Source organism: Nocardia miyunensis NBRC 108239 (assembly GCF_001613065.1).
GTDB classification, from domain to species: Bacteria; Actinomycetota; Actinomycetes; order Mycobacteriales; family Mycobacteriaceae; genus Nocardia; species Nocardia miyunensis.
Genome location: NZ_BDBQ01000087.1, coordinates 20,698 through 39,881, shown reverse-complemented (window position 1 = coordinate 39,881; position 19,184 = coordinate 20,698). Strand labels below are relative to the sequence as shown.

At 67.5% G+C, this 19,184-nt stretch carries 16 protein-coding genes; 9 read left to right on the top strand and 7 right to left on the bottom strand.

Features of this window, described 5'->3' with window-relative positions; genetic code table 11:
* Positions 1-32: 32 nt before the first annotated feature.
* The 3 genes from NM2_RS34815 to NM2_RS34805 form a co-directional block, all read right to left on the bottom strand.
* Positions 33-2,105 (bottom strand): NAD(+) synthase, encoded by a 2,073-nt coding sequence (locus NM2_RS34815; protein WP_084531870.1) that lies wholly within the window; start codon positions 2,103-2,105, stop codon positions 33-35.
* 174 nt (positions 2,106-2,279) lie between these two features.
* Positions 2,280-3,203, bottom strand: a complete 924-nt coding sequence (locus NM2_RS34810) for a SigB/SigF/SigG family RNA polymerase sigma factor (protein ID WP_439956957.1) — start codon at positions 3,201-3,203, stop codon at positions 2,280-2,282.
* Positions 3,203-3,625: an ATP-binding protein gene (locus NM2_RS34805; RefSeq protein WP_067677955.1), complete on the bottom strand. Its 423-nt coding sequence runs from the start codon at positions 3,623-3,625 to the stop codon at positions 3,203-3,205. The genes NM2_RS34810 and NM2_RS34805 overlap by 1 nt, the downstream gene beginning before the upstream one ends.
* Positions 3,626-3,850: 225 nt before the next feature.
* Between NM2_RS34805 and rpe the strand changes: the two genes are divergently transcribed.
* The gene (rpe, locus tag NM2_RS34800; protein ID WP_067678033.1) at positions 3,851-4,504 is read left to right on the top strand and encodes a ribulose-phosphate 3-epimerase; all 654 of its coding nucleotides are present in this window, start codon (positions 3,851-3,853) and stop codon (positions 4,502-4,504) included.
* 16 nt (positions 4,505-4,520) lie between these two features.
* Here the strand turns inward: rpe and NM2_RS34795 are convergent, their stop codons facing one another.
* Positions 4,521-4,985, bottom strand: a complete 465-nt coding sequence (locus NM2_RS34795) for a hypothetical protein (protein WP_067678031.1) — start codon at positions 4,983-4,985, stop codon at positions 4,521-4,523.
* Between the two features lie 518 nt (positions 4,986-5,503).
* Between NM2_RS34795 and NM2_RS34790 the strand changes: the two genes are divergently transcribed.
* The 4 genes from NM2_RS34790 to NM2_RS34775 all read left to right on the top strand — a co-directional run bounded on the left by NM2_RS34790 (position 5,504) and on the right by NM2_RS34775 (position 8,568).
* A complete protein-coding gene (locus NM2_RS34790) occupies positions 5,504-6,124 on the top strand; it encodes a riboflavin synthase (RefSeq protein ID WP_067677952.1) in 621 nt (206 codons plus the stop codon).
* Positions 6,125-6,199: 75 nt separating this feature from the next.
* Positions 6,200-7,450 (top strand): bifunctional 3,4-dihydroxy-2-butanone-4-phosphate synthase/GTP cyclohydrolase II, encoded by a 1,251-nt coding sequence (locus NM2_RS34785; protein WP_067677949.1) that lies wholly within the window; start codon positions 6,200-6,202, stop codon positions 7,448-7,450.
* Between the two features lie 127 nt (positions 7,451-7,577).
* A complete protein-coding gene (ribH, locus tag NM2_RS34780; RefSeq protein ID WP_067677946.1) occupies positions 7,578-8,057 on the top strand; it encodes a 6,7-dimethyl-8-ribityllumazine synthase in 480 nt (159 codons plus the stop codon).
* Positions 8,058-8,061: 4 nt separating this feature from the next.
* Positions 8,062-8,568 (top strand): PH domain-containing protein, encoded by a 507-nt coding sequence (locus tag NM2_RS34775; protein ID WP_067677943.1) that lies wholly within the window; start codon positions 8,062-8,064, stop codon positions 8,566-8,568.
* A gap of 241 nt (positions 8,569-8,809) precedes the next feature.
* Here NM2_RS34775 and ggt read toward each other — a convergent pair whose 3' ends face one another.
* Positions 8,810-10,747, bottom strand: coding sequence for a gamma-glutamyltransferase (gene ggt / locus NM2_RS34770; protein ID WP_084531869.1), 1,938 nt, complete (start codon positions 10,745-10,747; stop codon positions 8,810-8,812).
* Between the two features lie 213 nt (positions 10,748-10,960).
* Between ggt and NM2_RS34765 the strand changes: the two genes are divergently transcribed.
* Positions 10,961-12,436 (top strand): amino acid permease, encoded by a 1,476-nt coding sequence (locus NM2_RS34765; RefSeq protein ID WP_067677940.1) that lies wholly within the window; start codon positions 10,961-10,963, stop codon positions 12,434-12,436.
* On the opposite strand, the gene NM2_RS34760 is transcribed toward NM2_RS34765, so the two are convergent.
* Entirely contained in the window at positions 12,433-13,233 is an 801-nt protein-coding gene (locus NM2_RS34760) for an ABC transporter ATP-binding protein (protein WP_067677937.1), read from the bottom strand. The two genes, NM2_RS34765 and NM2_RS34760, sit on opposite strands and share 4 nt — an antisense overlap.
* A 76-nt stretch (positions 13,234-13,309) precedes the next feature.
* On the opposite strand from NM2_RS34760, the gene NM2_RS34755 reads away from it, so the two are divergent.
* A complete protein-coding gene (locus tag NM2_RS34755; RefSeq protein ID WP_067677934.1) occupies positions 13,310-13,993 on the top strand; it encodes an HAD family hydrolase in 684 nt (227 codons plus the stop codon).
* Positions 13,994-14,111: 118 nt separating this feature from the next.
* Here the strand turns inward: NM2_RS34755 and NM2_RS34750 are convergent, their stop codons facing one another.
* The gene (locus NM2_RS34750; protein ID WP_084531868.1) at positions 14,112-15,827 is read right to left on the bottom strand and encodes an FAD-binding dehydrogenase; all 1,716 of its coding nucleotides are present in this window, start codon (positions 15,825-15,827) and stop codon (positions 14,112-14,114) included.
* Positions 15,828-15,972: 145 nt separating this feature from the next.
* Here NM2_RS34750 and NM2_RS34745 point away from each other — a divergent pair, with 145 nt between their 5' ends.
* Both NM2_RS34745 and NM2_RS34740 read left to right on the top strand, forming a co-directional pair.
* Complete coding sequence (locus NM2_RS34745; RefSeq protein WP_067678023.1) at positions 15,973-17,187, top strand: winged helix-turn-helix domain-containing protein; 1,215 nt, start codon at positions 15,973-15,975, stop codon at positions 17,185-17,187.
* A gap of 101 nt (positions 17,188-17,288) precedes the next feature.
* The gene (locus NM2_RS34740) at positions 17,289-19,184 is read left to right on the top strand and encodes a CocE/NonD family hydrolase (protein ID WP_067677931.1); all 1,896 of its coding nucleotides are present in this window, start codon (positions 17,289-17,291) and stop codon (positions 19,182-19,184) included.

Genomic DNA, 19,184 nt, shown 5'->3' with positions numbered 1-19,184 from the left:
GCGGATCTTCGTCACGGGGACGGTACATGGGCTCAGGCGTCGGGGACGTTCCGGGCCAGCTCGTCCAGCCACGCGGTCGCGACGGCGTCGCTGGGTGCGCGCCAGTCCCCGCGCGGAGACAGTGAACCGCCCGAACCGACCTTGGGCGCATTGGGCAGCGTGGAGCGTTTGAACTGGCTGGTCTGCACGAAGCGGCGCAGGAATTCCGCGAGCCAGTGTTTGATCGTGGGCAGGTCGTACTCGTGACGATCGGCCTCGGGAATCAGATCCGGCCACGCGCCACGCGTTCGGTCGGACCAGGCGTGCCGGGCCAGATAGGCGATGCGGCTGGGGAGATAGCCGAATCGCAGCAGGTAGTACAGGTGGAAGTCCTGTAGTTCGTACGGGCCCACCACCGCCTCCGAACTCTGTCCGGGCTGATCCTGCGACGCCGGATCATCCTGCGCCGCAACGGGTACGAGCTCGGGTGAGATCTCGGTGGCCAGGATCGAGCGCAGCACCTCGTCCGCGTCCGGTCCGAGTTCGCCGGTTTGCACGGCCCAGGCGATCAGATACTTGATCAGGGTCTTGGGCACCGAGGCGTTGACGCTGTAGTGCGCCATATGATCTCCGACGCCGAAGGTGCACCAGCCCAGCGCCAGTTCGCTCAGATCGCCGGTGCCCACGACGATCGCGCCGTTCTGATTGGCCAGGCGGAACAGGTGCGAGGTGCGTTCCCCGGCCTGCACGTTCTCGTAGGTCACGTCGTACTGCGCAATGCCCTCGGCCGCAGGATGATTCAGATCACGCAGCATCTGGGTGGCCGAGGGGCGGATATCGATCTCGTGCGCCGTTACGCCCAGCGCCCGCATCAGCCGATGCGCGTCGGTGCGCGTGCGCGAACCGGTGGCGAAGCCGGGCATGGTGTACGCCAGCACATTCGAGCGCGGCAGGCCGAGCCGATCCATCGTCTTCACCGCGACGATCAACGCCAGCGTCGAGTCCAGTCCGCCGGAGACGCCGATCACCACGCGCTGTGATCCGGTCGCCGCCAGCCGGGTGCTCAGGCCCGCCACCTGAATGTGATGCACCTCCGCGCAGCGCTCGTTGCGCATCGCGGAATCGGCTGGCACATAAGGGAATCGAGGTATGGCCCGCCGCAATGCCACCGCGTCGGCGGGCACCGGCAGGTCGACATCGATGCGCCGCATGCCCGCCAGCCGTTCCCGGTGATCGTGCGCGGTATCGGCGAAACTGGTCATCCGCAGCCGGTCCGCGGCCAGCCGGCGCAGATCCACATCGGCGATCACAAGCTGCTGCTCTTCGCTGAAACGCTCACCCTCGGCGAGCAATTCGCCGTTCTCGCAGACCAGGGCCTGGCCGTCCCAGGCCATATCGGTGGTCGACTCGCCGTATCCGGCGGCCGAATACAGATAGGCCGCGATATAGCGCGCGGAATGGGAGGCGCACAATTGCCTGCGATAGTCGGCCTTGCCGATGACGATATTGCTCGCCGACAGGTTCACCAGCACGGTCGCCCCGGCCAGGGCCGCGAAACCGCTGGGCGGCAATGGAACCCAGCCGTCCTCGCAGATTTCCAGGTGAAAGACGAATCCGGGCAGATTCGTCGCGGTGAAAAGCAGATCCGTCCCGAACGGAACGCGTTGTCCCGCAACGGTGATGCGATCCTCGATCGCCTCCCGCGCCGCCGCGAACTGCCGCTTCTCGTAGAACTCACGATAATTGGGCAGATAACTCTTGGGCGCGACACCGAGGACCCGGCCGCGGTCGATCACGATCCCGCAGTTGAACAGCCGCCCCTGCGCCCGCACCGGCGCACCCACCACGAGAACCGTCTCGATGCCGATGCTCTCCTGGACGATCCGCCGCACCGCCTGCTCGACGGCGTAATCGAGCGCATCGGAATGGAACAGATCGTCGGCGGTGTAGCTGGACAGCCCGAGTTCGGGGAACACCGTCAGCGCCGCCCCGTCCGCGGCCGCCCGCCGCGCGAGCCCGAGAGTCTGTTCGGCGTTGTACGCCGGATCGGCGACCCGCACCGACGGCACGGCCACCGCCACCCGCGCGAACCCGTGCCGGTACAGCGAATCGAACGGCAACAGCATTTCACCAACCTCACCTCGGCGCGGTGATCATGATCGCCCTGAATCTACGGCACGAGCGGACTTGTCTCGACCGCGGCGTCGATCCCGACCATCCGATGCGGCACCGCGCCGCGGGCGGATTCGGGCCGGGACGAGGACCGATACGGTCGGCGAACCGGCAATTCGTGGGGACCGCTATTCGCGGGAGGTCTGTTCCCGCAGGCGCGCAAGGGTTTTCGCGAGAATGCGGGAGACGTGCATCTGCGAGATGCCCATCCGCTGGGCGATCTGTGTCTGGGTCATCGACTCGAAGAAGCGCATGGTCAGGATGCGGCGCTCGCGTTCGGGCAGTCCGGCCAGCAGCGGCCGGATCGCCACGTATTCCTCGACCCGGTCGAACTGGGACTCCTCCTCGCCGAGGGTGTCCAGCAGCGAGGCTTCGGTATCGCGGCCCACCGACACCGCATCGATCGAACTGGGCTGGTACGCGTTACCGGCGATGACCGCCTGGGTCACCTCGTCCGGATCGATGTCGAGTTCGGCGGCGATCTCCTTGGCGGTGGGTGAGCGGCCCAGCGATTGCGACAGCGCGTCGATCGCGGAACCGATGCGCAGATGAGTCTCCTTGACCCGGCGGGGAACTCGCATCGCCCAGGTGTTGTCGCGGAAATAACGACGCACCTCGCCCATGATCGTGGGCACCGCGAAGGACAGGAAGTTCGAGCCCCGCGAGACGTCGAACCGGTCCACCGCGTGCACCAGACCGACCCGCGCGACCTGAGTGAGATCGTCGAAGGGCTCACCCCGGCCACTGAATTTGCGCGCGATGTGATCGGCCAGCGGGATACACCGGCTGATCAGCTGGGAACGCAACTCGCCGCGTTGCGCGCTGCCCTCATCGGCGGCGGCGAGGCGCTCGAAAAGGATTGCGACATCGTCGTATCCGGAAACGGACTGGGTGACCTCCTCGACCTCGTCGGCGGCCACCTCCTCCTCGGTCGTGGTCGCCTCGGGCTCGTCGGCTCCCCGGCTGCCGGCAGCAGCCGTGTCCTTCGGAGCCTGCGGGTCACGAGATTCCACGGCATCGCCGGATTCGAACACGGTGTCCTCGCCGGTCACTATGCCTTCCCCCGGGCCCGCCGGAACTCCACGATCGTCGGGTAGCCGAAAGCGGCCTGGTCATAGGGGTCCTGCGTGGCCTGCACCTCGTCGCTGAGGGTGCGCAGCACGTGCCAGCCGAAGCTGCGCTGATCGGGTAACCCCTCCGCGGCGGCGATACCGCGCACGCGCACCACCAGATCCGTCTCGCCGACCGAGAATCGGCATTGCAGGGTGGTGTCGGGGGCCGCGAGACCGATCAGTGTCGAGCACACCTCGTCGACCGCGAGCCGGACGTCGGCCACCTCGTCGAGGGTGAAATCGCTGAGGAGAACCAGGGTTTCGGCGAGCCCGCGCACGATCGGGAGTTGCGACACGGCCGCGGCCACGCCGATCTCCACCGGGGTGCCGCGCAGTCCCTGTTCCGCCGAAATATTGATCACGAGGTGAAGGCTACCCAAATAACCCGGCCACAATCGAATCCGTGCCCGAATTGCGGCACTCGACGACGACGCAAACGTGTTGCCGAGGCAAACCGTTGTGCGGCCGCGGCGGCCGGGCTGGGGACGTTACCGCGGGCCGCTACACTTCGCGCTGTGCCCGCCTCCGATACCTCCAGCACCGAGACCGCCACCCGCACCATGACGAACTTCCACCGCCCGGCCCCGATGATCGCGCCCTCGATCCTGTCGGCCGATTTCGCCAATCTCGCCAGGGACACCGCGGAGATCGCGGGGGCGGACTGGGTGCACGTCGATGTGATGGACAACCATTTCGTGCCGAATCTGACCATCGGCCTGCCCGTGGTGCAGAGCCTGCTGAAGGCGACGGACATTCCGCTGGACTGCCACCTGATGATCACCGATCCGGGCCGGTGGGCTCCGCCGTACGCGGAGGCGGGAGCGTACAACGTCACCTTCCACGCCGAGGCGACCGACGACCCGGTCGCGGTGGCCCGCGATATTCACGCGGCGGGCGGTAAGGCCGGGCTGGCGGTGAAGCCGAACACCCCGATCGAGCCGTATCTGGAGATTCTGCGCAATTTCGACACTCTGCTGGTGATGAGCGTCGAACCCGGTTTCGGCGGCCAGTCGTTCATCGCGCACGTGCTGGACAAGGCCCGCGCCGTGCGTCGTCTGGTGGACTCCGGCGAGCTCCGTCTGGTGGTGGAGATCGACGGCGGCATCAATATGGACACCATCGAGCAGTCCGCCGAGGCGGGCGTGGATTGTTTCGTCGCCGGATCCGCGGTGTACGGCACCCCGGATCGCGCGGCGACCGTAGAAGCCTTGCGCCGCAAGGCCATCCAAGCCGGGAACTAGTTTCGCGGGTGGATCGCTACCACCTGGACCGGGGTCGAGGCGATCCGCCGGACTCGGCGCGGGCGGCCTCGATCACCGTCTCCAGCGGCGGCACCGCATCGGCCTCGCCCGGGGGCTGTACCCAGACGCGATATCCGGTGCGCTCGTCGTCCGCCGAGGGCAGCACCACCGGACTGCCCGCGCAGGCCACGGTCGCGTAGAGCCGGAACAATTCGGCCGAGACCGAGGTGCTCGGGCTGCCCGGACCGGTGATGAACGTCCACCGGCGGGCGCGGGGGTGGTCGACGACGGGTCCGGCGACGCCGGCCCGGTCGAGTCGCCGCTGAACGCGTTCGCCGAGGTCCGCGGGCATGGTGATGGCGCCGTAGCGCGAGCCGACCTCGAGCAGGATGTGATGCGACGCCGGATCGACCGATGCCGGCAGATGAGATTCACAGCGGTACTGCACACAGCGAATTTCGAGTGTCGAATCGAGAATCATGGTCACACCGCACCCCCGTCTGTGTAGTCGTTCAACCTTGATCCAGCCCTTGCGGGCCTCAACCTTCCTTCGGCCGGAACGTGGCACGAATCATGGGAATCAACTGCATAACAATGTTGCTTCCGATTGATTCGAAACGCAAGCGCGAGGTGTCAGCGCGTTGCGAATTGGGTAACCAGCAAGGTCGAGTTGTTATCCGAACGGTTATATCGATCCGGTGATACGAGAAAGCATTCGTATTGCCGACGATCATCTCGATCAGCGCCTGAATCGTGCAACTATTTCCCGATTCGGCCATTTATTCCGCAGCAATAACCGGAGCGTACGGATTCATCCGGGCGCGGCGTCGGCTTATGTCCGATTCGCCGGAGTCGCGGTCCGGAGTCCGTCGGGCGGGACGGCGAGTGTCGCGGCCGAACCGGCCTCGTTAGGCTGAGAACACACCGGCCCGGCAGGGAATATCGCCGACGGTCCGGACCGTTGGTGGAGGCGAGCACCGGGTGAGAAGGAGAGCGGGCATGTTCACAGGCATCGTCGAGGAACTCGGCGAAATCGTGGCGGCCGAGCCGCTGGCCGACGCGGCGCGACTGACCATCCGAGGCAAGCTCGTGACCTCCGATGCCCGGCACGGCGACTCCATCGCCGTGAACGGCGTCTGCCTGACCGTGGTCGACATCGTCGACGGGGACAGCTTCACCACCGACGTGATGGGCGAGACACTCAACCGCTCCGGCATCGGCAAACTCGACCTCGGCGCGAAGGTGAACCTCGAGCGCGCCGCCGCGGTCGACAGCCGTCTCGGCGGGCACATCGTGCAGGGCCACGTGGATGGCACCGGCACCATCGTCTCCCGGAGCCCGCAGGAGAACTGGGAGGTCGTGCGAGTCTCGGTGCCCGACGCGCTGGCCCGCTACATCGTGGAGAAGGGCTCGATCACCATCGACGGCATCTCGCTGACGGTCTCGGGCATCGGCACCGATACCGAGGGTGAACCTGGTCACCTCGACTGGCTGGAGGTCTCGCTCATCCCGACGACCCGTGAGCTCACCACGCTGGGGTCCGCCCCGGTAGGAACGACGGTCAACCTCGAGGTGGACATCATCGCGAAGTATGTGGAGCGCCTCATGCAGCGCGGATAGTTCGGGTGGCGAACAACCCAGCCGGGCGACGCCGTACTGTAATTGGCATCCATATCGAGACGGAGCACAGCAGACGTGACCAGGTTCGACACCATCGAGCGCGCAGTCGCCGATATCGCCGCGGGTAAGGCGGTCGTCGTCGTCGACGACGAGGGCAGGGAGAACGAGGGCGACCTCATCTTCGCCGCGGAAAAGGCCACCCCCGAACTGGTGGCCTTCATGATCCGCTACACCTCCGGTTACATCTGTGTGCCGCTGACCGGCACCGACTGCGACCGGCTGGGTCTGCCGCCGATGTACTCGATCAACCAGGACAAGCACGGCACCGCCTACACCGTGTCGGTGGACGCGCGCGAGGGCGTCACCACGGGCATCTCCGGCGCGGACCGCGCACGGACCATGCGCCTGCTCGCCGACCCGTCGGCCACGGCCGATCAGTTCAACCGCCCCGGGCACGTGGTTCCGTTGCGCGCCAAGGAGGGTGGAGTCCTGCGCCGTCCCGGGCACACCGAGGCCGCGGTGGATCTGGCCCGTCTGGCGGGACTGTCCGCGGCTGGTGTCATCTGCGAGATCGTCAGCCAGAAGAACGAGGGCGATATGGCCCGCACCGAGGAGTTGCGGGTCTTCGCCGACGAACACGAGCTGGCACTGATCTCCATCGCCGACATGATCGCCTGGCGGCGCAAGCACGAGAAGCAGGTGGAGCGGATCGCCGAGGCGCGAATCCCCACCCGCTACGGCAGTTTCAAGGCCGTCGGCTACAAGAGCATCTACGACGAGGTCGAGCACGTCGCGCTGGTGCTCGGCGACGTCGCGGTGGACGGTGGCGAGGACGTGCTGGTGCGCGTGCATTCGGAATGCCTCACCGGCGACGTGTTCGGTTCGCTGCGGTGTGACTGCGGTCCACAGCTGCACGCGGCGATGGAGATGGTCGCCGCCGAGGGCCGCGGCGTGGTGCTCTACATGCGCGGGCACGAGGGCCGCGGCATCGGCCTGATGCACAAGCTGCAGGCATATCAGTTGCAGGACAACGGCCATGACACCGTCGATGCGAACATCGAACTGGGCCTGCCCGCCGACGCCCGCGACTACGGCACCGGCGCACAGATTCTCGTCGATCTCGGCATCACCTCGATGCGCCTGCTGACCAACAATCCGGCCAAGCGCGTCGGCCTGGACGGCTACGGGTTGAGCATCACCGAACGGGTGCCTATGCCGGTGCGCGCCAACGCCGAGAACCTGCGGTACCTGCGCACCAAACGCGACCGCATGGGCCACGACCTGGTCGGGCTCGACGACCTGGACCTGGGCGAGACCGCGCAGTAGGACCATCGGGCCGCGTTGTGCGGCTGTAGGTTAGAGGAAGGAAGCCGATGAGCGTAGCGCAGCGCAGCGAATCATGTGCACAGCGCGCACCGCGCACGATGGAGCCGAGCGTCGGCGAGGCGGAGTCGTGAGCGGTACCGGAGTACCGGCCTTCGATCTCGACGATGCCAAGGACCTGAAGGTCGGCGTCGTCGCGTCGCGGTGGCACACCACGATCTGCGACACCCTGCTCGCCAATGCCGAGCAGGTGGCGCGAGCGGCGGGCGTGGATCAGCTGACCGTGGTGCGCTGCGCCGGGGCGATGGAACTTCCGGTCGTCGCACAGGCGCTGGCCCGCACGCACGACGCGGTGATCGCGCTGGGCGTCGTGATCCGCGGCGAGACACCGCATTTCGAGTACGTCTGCGATTCGGTGACCGCCGGGCTCACCCGCGTCTCGCTGGACGAGAGCACCCCGGTCACCAATGGCGTGCTGACGGTGAACACCGAGGCGCAGGCCCTGGACCGGGCCGGACTGCCCGATTCGGCGGAGAACAAGGGTGAGCAGGCCGCCGCGGCCGCTCTGGATGCGGCGCTGACGTTGCGCGCGCTGCGGCAGGCCGTCTGATCCGATGACGCCGGTCGTCCGAATCTGGAAGCGCACACCGCAGGCGGCGCGCGAAACCGCCGATGCCGGTTGGGATCTGGAGGTGCGCCCGCGTCGTGCGGTGCGGACCTCCCGCATCGTCGCCGCGGTGATCGCGATCGTGTTCATCCTGGCCGGGGTGCTGTCGAACCACAGTCATACCGGGGTGAATTTCCGCGGCGCGGATCAGGTGGCGGTCATCGTGTTCGGCCTGCTGCTGGCCGCGGCGGTGCTCCTGCTGACCCGGCCGCGCGTGCGGGTCGGTGCGCGCGGCGTGGTCGTGCGTAACATCCTGGGGGACAACGAGTTCGACTGGCAGGACATTCGCGGGGTGTCGATTCCGGACAAGAAGGCCTGGGCCAGGCTCGAATTGGCAGGCGACGAGTACGTGCCGATGCTGGCCATTCGGGTCAACGACAAGGACTACGCCGCGCAGGCGATGGACCGCTTCCGCGAGCTGGGCGCGAAATACACTGCCGAACAGGGGGAGTGAGCGCGAACGTCCACCGTTCACGCCGATGTGGAACCCCTGCGGGTACTCCCGATCCCAGATGCGGCGGGTGCCATCGGCTCGGCCGGGCCGAGCTGTCGCGGAACCGCTGGGATGGGCCAGTGCGACGTCGCTCGGGTCGCTGCCTCATCGGGTGGCGGGCCGCGCGGGTGTTGCCCGATGCGTTATCGCCATCCCGAGGACGCTGATTTCCAGGCCAGGGTCCGGGGAGGCTGGCGGCCGATCAGTTGGCATCTCCCTCGACCGCGCCCTCGCGTCGCGGATCGGCGCCCCCGATCCAGCCGCCCGGTATGCGTTTCAGGGCGCTGAGTCCGCTGGACTGCTGGACCACCGAGACCTGATGGCCCATCGCACGTAGCTGCTGCACGAGTGGGTTGTGATCGCCGTTGGACGTGGCGTCGATATCCGGATCCTCACCGCCGATACCGGTCACCGGCGTGTTGGCGGCCCCGAAATCGGCCAGGGATACCGCCTGCTGCGGGTCCAGACCCCAATCGAGCAGTCCAACAAGGGTTTTCACGACGAACTGCGGAATCATCCCACCGCCCGGCGAGCCGGTGACATAGCTGAGCTGGCCGCGGGATCCGTCGGGAGCACGGTCGAAGACCAGGGTGGGGCTCATCGAGCTGCGCGGGCGCTTACCGGGTTGGACCCGATTGGCGACCGGGGTGCCGTCGGCGGCGGTGGGACTCGCGCTGAAATCGGTGAGCTGATTGTTGAGTACGAAACCGTCGACGATGTGGAACGAGCCGAACGCCGATTCGACCGTGGTGGTCATGGTCGCGGCATTGCCGTACCGGTCCACCACGGAGATGTGGCTCGTACCGTGCTCGGGCTGCTGCGGCCCGGCCGCCACCGGAATCGGCCCGAAGTCACCGGGCTGCGCGGTGCCCATGCTGTGCGCCGGATCGATCAGTGCCGCACGCTGTTTGAGGTAGTTCTCGTTCAGCAACGTGTCCGGTGAGTTTCCCGGGAGCGGGACGAAGTCGGGATCGGCGACGTATTTGTCGCGGTCGGCGTACGCGAGCCGTTCGGCCTCGGAGATCAGGTGTACCGCGCGGGCGGTGGGAATTCCGCCGTTGCGATCGAGGTGCTGTGGCGCGAGGGAAGCCATGTCGAAGTTCTGCAGGATGCCGAGGGCGGCGGCCACGGTGATGCCACCGGAGGAAGGGCCGGGCATACCGCACAACTCGTGCGTGCGGTAGTTCGTGCAGATCGCGGTGCGTTTCTTCGCCTGGTAGTCGCTCAGATCCGCGAGGGTCAGCTGTCCGGGAGTGCGCCCGCCCGAGGTGGTCGCGGCGGCCGCGACGATGTCCCGGGCGATCGGGCCGGTGTAGAAGGCGTTCGCACCGTCGTCGGCGATCGTGCCCAGCGTCTTGGCCATCGCCGGATTGGTGATGGTGGTGCCGGCGGGTTTCGGCGAGCCGTCGGGCCGCAGGAAATATGCCTTGGCGTTGTCGTCCCGGGCGAGATCCGAAGCGGAGGCGGCGATTTCGGCGGCCATCCGCGGACTGATCGCGAAACCGCGGTCGGCCAGATCGATCGCCGGGGTGAACAGGTCGTGCCAGGGCTGCTTGCCGTGGTCGGCGTGCGCTCGCTCGAGCAGTCGCAGCACGCCGGGCACGCCGATGGATCGGCCGCTGGCGCGGGTATTCGGCTGTGGCGTGGTGCGATCGGTGTCGCTGACCCAGCGCAGATAGTTCTCCGTCGCGGTGGCGGGGGCGGTCTCGCGGCCGTCGTAGGCGTCGATGGTCCTGGTCGCGGCGTCGTAGTAGAGCAGGAACGCGCCGCCGCCGATGCCGGTGGCCTGCGGTTCCACCAGGCCGAGCACCGTCTGCACCGCCACCAGCGCGTCCGCGGCGGTCCCACCGGAGGCGAGCACCCGGCAAGCCGCCTGTGTGGCAAGGGGATTCGCGGCCGAGACGGCGTAGGTGCGGGTGCGCACCGGCGTCATATCGGTGCGGTATCCGGTCCCGACCTCCGGGTTGTTGGCGATATCCCCGGAGGCGGTCGGCGCGGCGGCGGCGATATGGGTGCCGTTCTGCGTATCGGCACAGGGTCCGCTCGCGCCGCTGGATTGGTCCGAGCAACCTGTCAGCACACCCGCGATGAGCAGCAGGGTGGCCGCGGCTGTGCCGGTGAGGTGTCGGGTATGCGTCATGATCGGACTGTATCGGGATCGGGCAGGAGGCTCCTGCCAGCGGCGGGAAGCCAATTGCGTTGCCGCTCGGCTACTTTTGTACCGACGCAATCTACCATCGTTACCAGTATCATTCGGTGGAAGCTGTTTCGGTAGAGGCCGATATCCGCCACCTGGCTATCGGCCGGGTAACCTCTGCCCTCGACCATCGAACGCTAAGGATCGAACTGTCATATGACCCAGGTACGGGAAAAGGATTTCCTCGGCGCGGAGGACAGCGGCTATCACAAGAGCCTCAAACCGCGTCAGTTGCAGATGATCGCCATCGGCGGGGCGATCGGCACCGGGTTGTTCCTGGGTGCCGGTGGTCGTCTCGCCAGCGCCGGACCGGGGTTGTTCCTGGTCTACGGCGTATGCGGCATCTTCGTCTTCTTCATTCTGCGAGCGCTGGGCGAGCTGGTGTTGCACCGGCCGTCCTCCGGGTCGTTCGTCTCCTACGCCCGCGAGTTCTTCGGTGAGAAGGCCGCCTTCGTCGCGGGATGGATGTACTTCCTGAACTGGTCGATGACCGGAATCGTGGACACCACCGCCATCGCGACATATCTGCACTACTGGGGCGCGTTCAAACCCGTCGCCCAGTGGCTCCTGGCGTTGATCGCGCTGGTCATCGTGCTGAGCATCAACCTGATCTCGGTGAAATGGTTCGGTGAGCTGGAATTCTGGGCCGCGCTGGTGAAGGTCGTCGCGCTGGCCGGGTTCCTCGGCGTCGGCGTGGTGTTCCTGGGCGGGCGTTTCACGGTTCAGGGGTACAGCACCGGTCTCGGGGTGATCAATCACACCGGCGGCCTGTTCCCGACCGGGATACTACCCCTGGTCACCGTCACCTCCGGTGTCGTATTCGCCTATGCCGCAGTGGAATTGGTCGGCACCGCCGCGGGCGAGACGGAAAACCCCGAGAAGATCATGCCGCGCGCGATCAACTCGGTGCTGATCCGGATCGCTCTGTTCTACATCGGCTCACTGGTGCTGCTGGCACTGCTGCTGCCCTACACCGCCTATTCGGCGGGGGAGAGCCCGTTCGTCACCTTCTTCTCCAAACTCGGTGTGCCGCATGCCGGTTCGGTGATGAACTTCGTCGTGCTCACCGCGGCGTTCTCCAGTCTGAACGCCGGGCTGTACTCCACCGGGCGCATCCTGCGCTCGATGTCGATGAACGGCAGCGCGCCGAAGTTCACCGGCCGGATGAACCGCAGGGGCGTGCCGTACGGCGGCATCATGCTCACGGCCGTGGTGGCGCTGTTCGGCATCTGGCTCAACTATCTGGTGCCCTCGCAGGCGTTCGAGATCGTGCTGAACGTGGCCTCGCTGGGCATTCTCGCGTGCTGGGCGACGATCGTGCTGTGTCAGTTGCAGATGTGGCGGTGGGCGCGGGCCGGGCGGGTGGAACGCCCGAGCTTCCGGATGTTCGGCGCGCCCTACACCGGGATTCTCACGCTGGTGTTCCTGGCGGCCGTGCTGGTGCTGACGGCATTCGACTATCCGGTCGGCACGTGGACAGTCGCCAGTTTCGTGGTGATCGTTCCGGCGCTGATCATCGGCTGGTTCGTCGCCCGCAAGCGGGTGCTGGTCATCGCGCGGCAGCGTACGGGGTACACCGGGGAGTTCCCCGTCGTCGCCAACATTCCCATCGACGGCGAGGCCGACCGCTAGGCCGGGACGGTCCGGTCGCTGCGGACCTGCCAGCGGCCGTCGGTCCGGGTCAGCCGGATCGGATGGTCGAAGCAGGCGCTGATGTTCTCGCTGGTCAGCACGTCGTCGACGGGTCCGGCGGCGATCCGGCGGCCGTCGCGCAGCAGCATGGCGTGCGTGATGCCGGGCGGCAGTTCCTCGAGGTGGTGGGTGACCAGGATCGAGGCCAGGTCCGGATGCGCGGCCTGCAGGCGGTCGATCCGGTCGATGAGCTGTTCGCGTCCGGCCACGTCGAGTCCCGTGGCGGGCTCGTCCAGCAGCAGCAGGCTGGGATCGGCCATGAGGGCGCGGGCGATCAGCGCACGACCGCGTTCGCCCTGGGACAGGGTGGGCCAGCGGGCGTCCCGGCGATGGGCGAGGCCGAGCAACTCGACCAGCCGGTCCGCCTCGGCGATCTGCTCGGCGGTCGGCGTCCAGCGCTGTTGCAGATCGGCGGTATTGGTCAGGCCCGTCAGCACGACCTCATGCACCCGCAGCGGATACGGCAGGGTGTGCCGGGGATCCACGTGTCCGATGGATGTGCGCAACTCGCGCATGTCCACCCGGCCCAGCCGCTTGCCGAGCACCTCGACCGTGCCGCGGGTGGGATGTTCGAATGCCCCGGCCATCTTCAGCAGGGTGGTCTTGCCCGCGCCGTTGGGGCCCAGCAGCGCCCAGTGCTCGCCCGCGCGCACCGTGAGCGAGATATCGGACAGGATCGCGTTGCCGTTGCGCACGAAATCGACGGCGGTGACCTGCAGGATAGGGGAGTCGACCATGTGTCCACGGTAACAAGTCCTCAGACAAGCTGATAGGTGATCTGGGTCATGGGATGACTTCGGTACGCTGTGCGGCGTGACCATTCGCGCGGTGCTGTTCGATTTCTCGGGGACGTTGTTCCGGCTCGAGGCCGACGAGAGCTGGGCTCCCGATCTGGTGACGGCCGACGGATGTCCCTTCGACGAGGCGGAATCGGCCGAGATCCTGGACCGGATGACCACTCCGGTTCATCAGGCGGTGCAATTCGACGCCCATCACCAGCATGCCTGGGAGCAGCGGGATCTGGAACCGGCCCGGCATCGCGAGGTGTATCGGGAAGTGTTGCGGCAGAGCGGCGTCGAGGGCGATCCCGCTCAGCGGCTGTACGCGCGCATGGTCGATCCGTTGCTGTGGACGCCCTATCCCGACACCGGCAAGGTGCTGGAGGCGTTGTCGGCCAACGGAATCCGCGTCGCGGTGGTCAGCAACATCCCGTTCGACATCCGACCGGCCTTCCTCGCGCACGACTGGGACCGGTACGTCGAGGTCTACGCGCTGTCGTTCGAACTCGGCGCGGTCAAGCCGGATCGGCCGATCTTCGAATGGACGCTCGACCGCCTCGGCCTGCCTCCCGAGGCGACGCTGATGGTCGGCGACAGCCGCGAGAACGACGGTGCCGCGATCGAGGTCGGCTGCGCCTACGAATGGGTGGATCCGGCTCCCACCGCCGATCGCCGGACCGGTTTGCTCGACGCTCTGGCCAGGCACGACGTGCTCTGACCGCCGCGTCGCCTCCGCTCGTATCGCCGGGGCCACGCGGTTGCCGCGGGTAGCCGAGCTCGTCGGCAGAGTCCGGACCCGCGGCCGGGACGGTCGCGCCGTCGGCCTGTGCGCAGACTCAGCGCGGCAGGCGGGCGATCGCGCGTCCGGCCGAACGGCCGGAGAAGATGCAGCCGCCGAGGAAGGTGCCTTCCAGGGCGTTGTAGCCGTGGACGCCGCCGCCGCCGAATCCGGCGACCTCGCCCGCGGCGTACAGGCCCGCGAAAGGTGTTCCGTCCGAACCGATCACCTGGGAGTCCAGATCGGTCTGGATGCCGCCCAGGGTTTTTCGGGTCAGGATGTTGAGCCGGACGCCGATCAGCGGGCCGTGTGCGGGATCCAGGATGCGATGCGGTGACGCGACGCGGGCGAGCTTGTCCCCGAGGGCCCGGCGGGCGTTGGCGATGGCCATGATCTGGGCGTCCTTGCTGTACTTGTTCGCCACCTCCCGGTCCCGCGCGACGATCTGGCGTTCGAGGTCGGCGAGGTCGAGCTGCGGGCCGCGGGCGAGCTTGTTCATGCCCGCGACCAGTTCGGGCAGGGTATCGGCGACGACGAAATCGACCCCGTGCCGCAGGAACGCGTCCACCGGCGGGGTCGCGCCCTTGCGGATACGGCTCTCGAACAGCAGTCTGCGGTCCTTGCCGGTGATGTCCGGATTCTGCTCCGAACCCGAGAGCATGAACTCCTTCTCCACGATCGACTGGTTCAGCACGAACCACGAGTAGTCGTATCCGGTGGCCAGGATGTCGCGCATCGAGGCGTTGGTGTCGAAGCCGGGGAACGACGGTGCCGGCAGGCGTTTTCCGTTGGCGTCGAACCACATCGAGGACGGTCCGGGGATGATCCGGATGGCGTGGTCGGGCCAGATCGGATCCCAGTTGTGCAGGCCCTCGGTGTAATGCCACATGCGGTCGCGGTTCACGATCCGGCCGCCGGCCTGTTCGGTGATGCCCAGCATGCGCCCGTCGACGTGGGCGGGCACGCCGGGAATCATCGTCTCCGGACAGGGGCCGAGTCGTTCGGTGGGCCAGTTGCGGCGGATCAGATCGTGATTGTGACCGATGCCGCCGGAGGAGACGAGCACGGCGGGTGCGCGGAATTCGAACTCGCCCACCGTATTTCGTGAGGAAGCCTTGCCGCGGTCGAGATCGGTGGGTTCCAGGACCGCGCCGCGCGCGCCGACCACCGCGCCGTCCTCGACGATCAGCTCGTCCACCCGGTGCCGGAAGGCGAATTCGACCAGGCCGAGTCGTTCGGCGGCCAGGACCGGTTCCAGGAATACCCGCACGACCTCCGGACCGGTGCCCCAGGTGAGATGGAAACGTGGCACCGAGTTGCCGTGCCCGTCGGCGGTGGAACCGCCGCGTTCGGCCCAGCCCACCAGGGGAGTGAGCCGCAGGCCCAGATCGTGCAGGTACTGCCGCTTCTCGGTGGCGGCGAACTCGACGTAGGCGCGGGCCCAGCGGCGGCCCCACAGATCCTCGTCCTCGCGGTCGAATCCGGCCGAGCCCTGCCAGTCCTGCCAGGCCAGTTCGAGCGAGTCCTTGATGCCGAGGCGGCGTTGCTCGGGGCTGTCGACCAGGAACAGGCCGCCCAGCGACCAGAACGCCTGTGCGCCCAGGTTGTTGCGGTTCTCCTGGTCCAGTACCAGCACCCGGCGTCCGGCGCGGGTGAGTTCGTAGGTGGCCACGAGTCCGGCTAGACCGGCCCCGATGACGATGGCGTCCGGCTGCGGTGACGATGCCACGGGAACTCCTCCGGGTCGGGGGCGCGCGGCCGGGTCGCCGCGCATCGGATACACGGATGTATCGAACTGTTCCCAACCTAGCAGACCGGTGGTTGCGGGTAGCCGGTTCCGGGGTGCGGCTCGAAAGGATTCGAGCAGGTGGTGACCGGTCCCGGCGAAATCTGTCGGTACCACGTGGCATGGTGCGGTGGTGCGTACCATGACCGCCGTCGCGGCTCGCCGGACCGCCCTGGCCGCCCAGGGCTTCGCCGCGCCGCGCCCCGCCTCGCCCGATCGCCGGACCGTGCTGCGCGTCCTGGAGAGAACGCAGGTGCTGCAACTGGATTCGGTGTCGGCGGTGGTGCGGGCGCACTACGCGCCGGTGTTCAGCCGCATCGGCCCGTACGATCGCGCGCTGCTGGACGAGGCCGCCTGGAGCGATTCCGCGCGACGTCCCCGTCGGCTGGTGGAGTACTGGGCACACGAGGCCGCGATGATGCCGGTCGAGGATTGGCCGCTGCTGCGCTGGCGCATGACCCGGTACCGCAATGGCCGGTGGGGTGGTGCGCGTCAGGTGCTCGAACGCAATCCGTCACTGCCCAAGGACGTGCTCGAGGTGGTGCGCGAGTTCGGCGCGTGCACGGCGGGGGAGGTGGAGAAGCATCTCGAGCTGGACCGGCCGCGCAGCAAGGACCACTGGGGCTGGAACTACAGCGACACCAAGGTGGTGTGCGAGCAGTTGTTCGCCACCGGCGAGTTGTCGGTGGGCAGGCGCGTCGGATTCCAGCGCCACTACGACCTCACCGAGCGAGTTCTGCCGCCGCAGGTGCATTCCCGCGAAATCGATGAGTCCGACGCGGTACGCGAACTCGTCCGCAGATCGGCCACGGCCCTGGGTATCGGTACCGAACCCGACCTGCGCGACTACTACCGCCTGCACCGCAGCCAGACCGAGCCCGCCATCGCGGATCTGATGGATTCCGGTGAGCTGGAACAGGTTCGGGTGGACGGCTGGGATCGCCCGGCGTATCTGCGTGCCGGTGCGCGCATCCCGCGGCGCGTCACCGGGGCCGCGCTGCTGTGCCCGTTCGATCCGCTGATCTTCTTCCGCCCGCGCACCGAGCGGATCTTCGACTTCCACTACCGGATCGAGATCTACACCCCCGAACACAAACGCGTGCACGGCTATTACGTGTTCGCGTTCCTGCTGGACGGTGAGCTCGTGGCGCGGGTGGATCTGCGCGCCGAGCGGTCCTCCGGGCGGCTGCTGGTGCCCGGTGTCTTCGCCGAGCCGGATCGCGACGCGCCGTACGTCGCGGCCGAACTGGCGCGGTCGCTGCGCGAACTCGCCGACTGGCTGGAGTTGGACACGATCGAGGTGGGCGAGCGGGGGGATCTGGCGAGTCTGCTCGCGGCAGTGGTGTGACCGGTCGGCCGAACCCGATCATGACCGCCGCCGCCCGGTGCTAACGTCGGTGGATGTCGTGGAATCGGGCGCGGCGCAATCGAATTCTGCGTGGTGGCGCGATGCTGGCCGCCACGATACTGGTCCTGAGCGGATGCGGCGGATCGACGAGCGGCCCCTCCGGCGGGCAGTCCGCGTCCGGCGCCTGGCCGCCGTCGCGGGGGCGCGGGAAATGCGCGGTCGGCAAGCAGGAGAACGTACCCGCGACCATGCGCGACGGGGTCGTGTTGAAGGCCGATGTGTACCGCCCCGAGACCACCGATCCGGTGCCGGTGATCCTGATGCGCACCCAGTACGGCAAATCCGGAGCACAGGTGAAGCCGTATCGGTACCAGACCCCGGATTGGTTCGCCTCGCACTGCTATCTCGTTGTCGTGCAGGATATTCGGGGGCAGGGGGCCTCTGGCGGCACGTTCACCGAATTCGCCAACGATCGCGACGACGGATACGACTCGGTCGAGTGGGCCGCGCGGCTGCCCGGCTCCAACGGCAAGGTCGGCATGTACGGATCGTCGTATGTGGGTGCCACACAATGGCTTTCGGCGGTCACCGCGCCACCGCACCTGGTCACCATCGTGCCCTCGAACACCGCCTCGGACTATTACGACGGCTGGACCTACCAGGGCGGGGAATTCCGGCTCGCCTTCGTCGAGCCCTGGGCCACGGGGACGATCGCGGAGACCGCCGCGATCAATCGCGGCGACACCGCCACCGCGAAGCAGCTGGCGGCCGATGCTGCGCAGTACACCCGCTGGATGGGATACCGGCCGTATCAACAATTCCCGCCGATGCACCCGGGCGATCCGGCGGTCGCGCCGTGGTTCTTCGACTGGATCCGGCATTCCGCGCGCGACAACTACTGGAAGCAGTGGAGCATTCGCGACCGCTATCCGAACGTGCGGGTTCCGGTACTCGATTTCGAGGGCTGGTACGACGCGTTCCTGGCCGGTGGAACCGAGAATTTCAGCGGGATGGTGCACGACGGCGGCACCCCGCGGGCCCGGAGCAATCAGCGGCTGGTCATCGGACCGTGGGATCACGTGGGCTGGGGACGTCCGGGCAGCGGCGTATCCGCGCCGCTGCTCGCCGCCGCCGGGCCCGCTGGGGACAGTCCGGTGAACGATCTGATGCTGGCCTGGTTCGACCACTTCTTGAAGGGGCAGGACAACAGGGTCGCCGGGCAGCCCACGGTGAACTACTTCCTGATGGGTGCGAACAAGTGGAAGACAGCGACCGCGTGGCCGCTGCCGAACACCCACTGGACCACCTATTACCTGTCCGGCAGCGGCGCCAACGGCCTGTCCGGACGGCTGGGCGCGCTGAGCGCCGAGCCGCCGAAGGATCCGCAACCGCCGGACACCTACGATTACGATCCGCTGAATCCGGTGCCCAGCGCCGGCGGGCACTCCTGCTGCGGCGCGTCCTCGGGGCCGCAGGGGCCGTATGACCAGTACGTCGTCGAACAGCGCTCCGACGTGCTGACCTACACCACCGCCCCGATGTCCGCCGACACCGAGCTGACCGGGCCGACCGAGGTGAAACTGTGGGCCTCGTCCACCGCGCCGGATACCGATTTCACCGCGAAACTGGTCGCGGTCGCGCCGGACGGATCCACGATCAACCTGAACAACGGGATCATCCGGACCCCGTTCCGCGATTCGCTGGACGACCCAACCCCCGCGGCGCCCGGTCAGACGTACCAGTACACGATCAGGATCTGGCCGACCAGCTACCTGGTGAAAGCCGGTTCACGCATTCGCGTGGAGATCTCCAGCAGCGACTATCCGCAGTTCGCCCCGAATCCCAACACCGGTCAGCCCTTCGGGGCCAGTGCCGATACGCAGATCGCGACCCAGACCATCCTGCACGATGCGGCGCATCCGTCCTCGGTGGTGCTGCCGATCATCCCGGCGGGCGGCGCGGCATCGAGCCGATTCCCCATGGACGCAACGAGATAG

Coding starts and splice junctions, on each gene's coding strand:
- NM2_RS34740 (WP_067677931.1), top strand. CDS start 17,289: ATGCTGGCCGCCACGATACTGGTCCTGAGCGGATGCGGCGGATCGACG.
- NM2_RS34760 (WP_067677937.1), bottom strand. CDS start 13,233: ATGGTCGACTCCCCTATCCTGCAGGTCACCGCCGTCGATTTCGTGCGC.
- NM2_RS34790 (WP_067677952.1), top strand. CDS start 5,504: ATGTTCACAGGCATCGTCGAGGAACTCGGCGAAATCGTGGCGGCCGAG.
- NM2_RS34795 (WP_067678031.1), bottom strand. CDS start 4,985: ATGATTCTCGATTCGACACTCGAAATTCGCTGTGTGCAGTACCGCTGT.
- rpe (WP_067678033.1), top strand. CDS start 3,851: ATGATCGCGCCCTCGATCCTGTCGGCCGATTTCGCCAATCTCGCCAGG.
- NM2_RS34750 (WP_084531868.1), bottom strand. CDS start 15,827: ATGCGCGGCGACCCGGCCGCGCGCCCCCGACCCGGAGGAGTTCCCGTG.
- NM2_RS34775 (WP_067677943.1), top strand. CDS start 8,062: ATGACGCCGGTCGTCCGAATCTGGAAGCGCACACCGCAGGCGGCGCGC.
- NM2_RS34815 (WP_084531870.1), bottom strand. CDS start 2,105: ATGCTGTTGCCGTTCGATTCGCTGTACCGGCACGGGTTCGCGCGGGTG.
- ggt (WP_084531869.1), bottom strand. CDS start 10,747: ATGACGCATACCCGACACCTCACCGGCACAGCCGCGGCCACCCTGCTG.
- NM2_RS34765 (WP_067677940.1), top strand. CDS start 10,961: ATGACCCAGGTACGGGAAAAGGATTTCCTCGGCGCGGAGGACAGCGGC.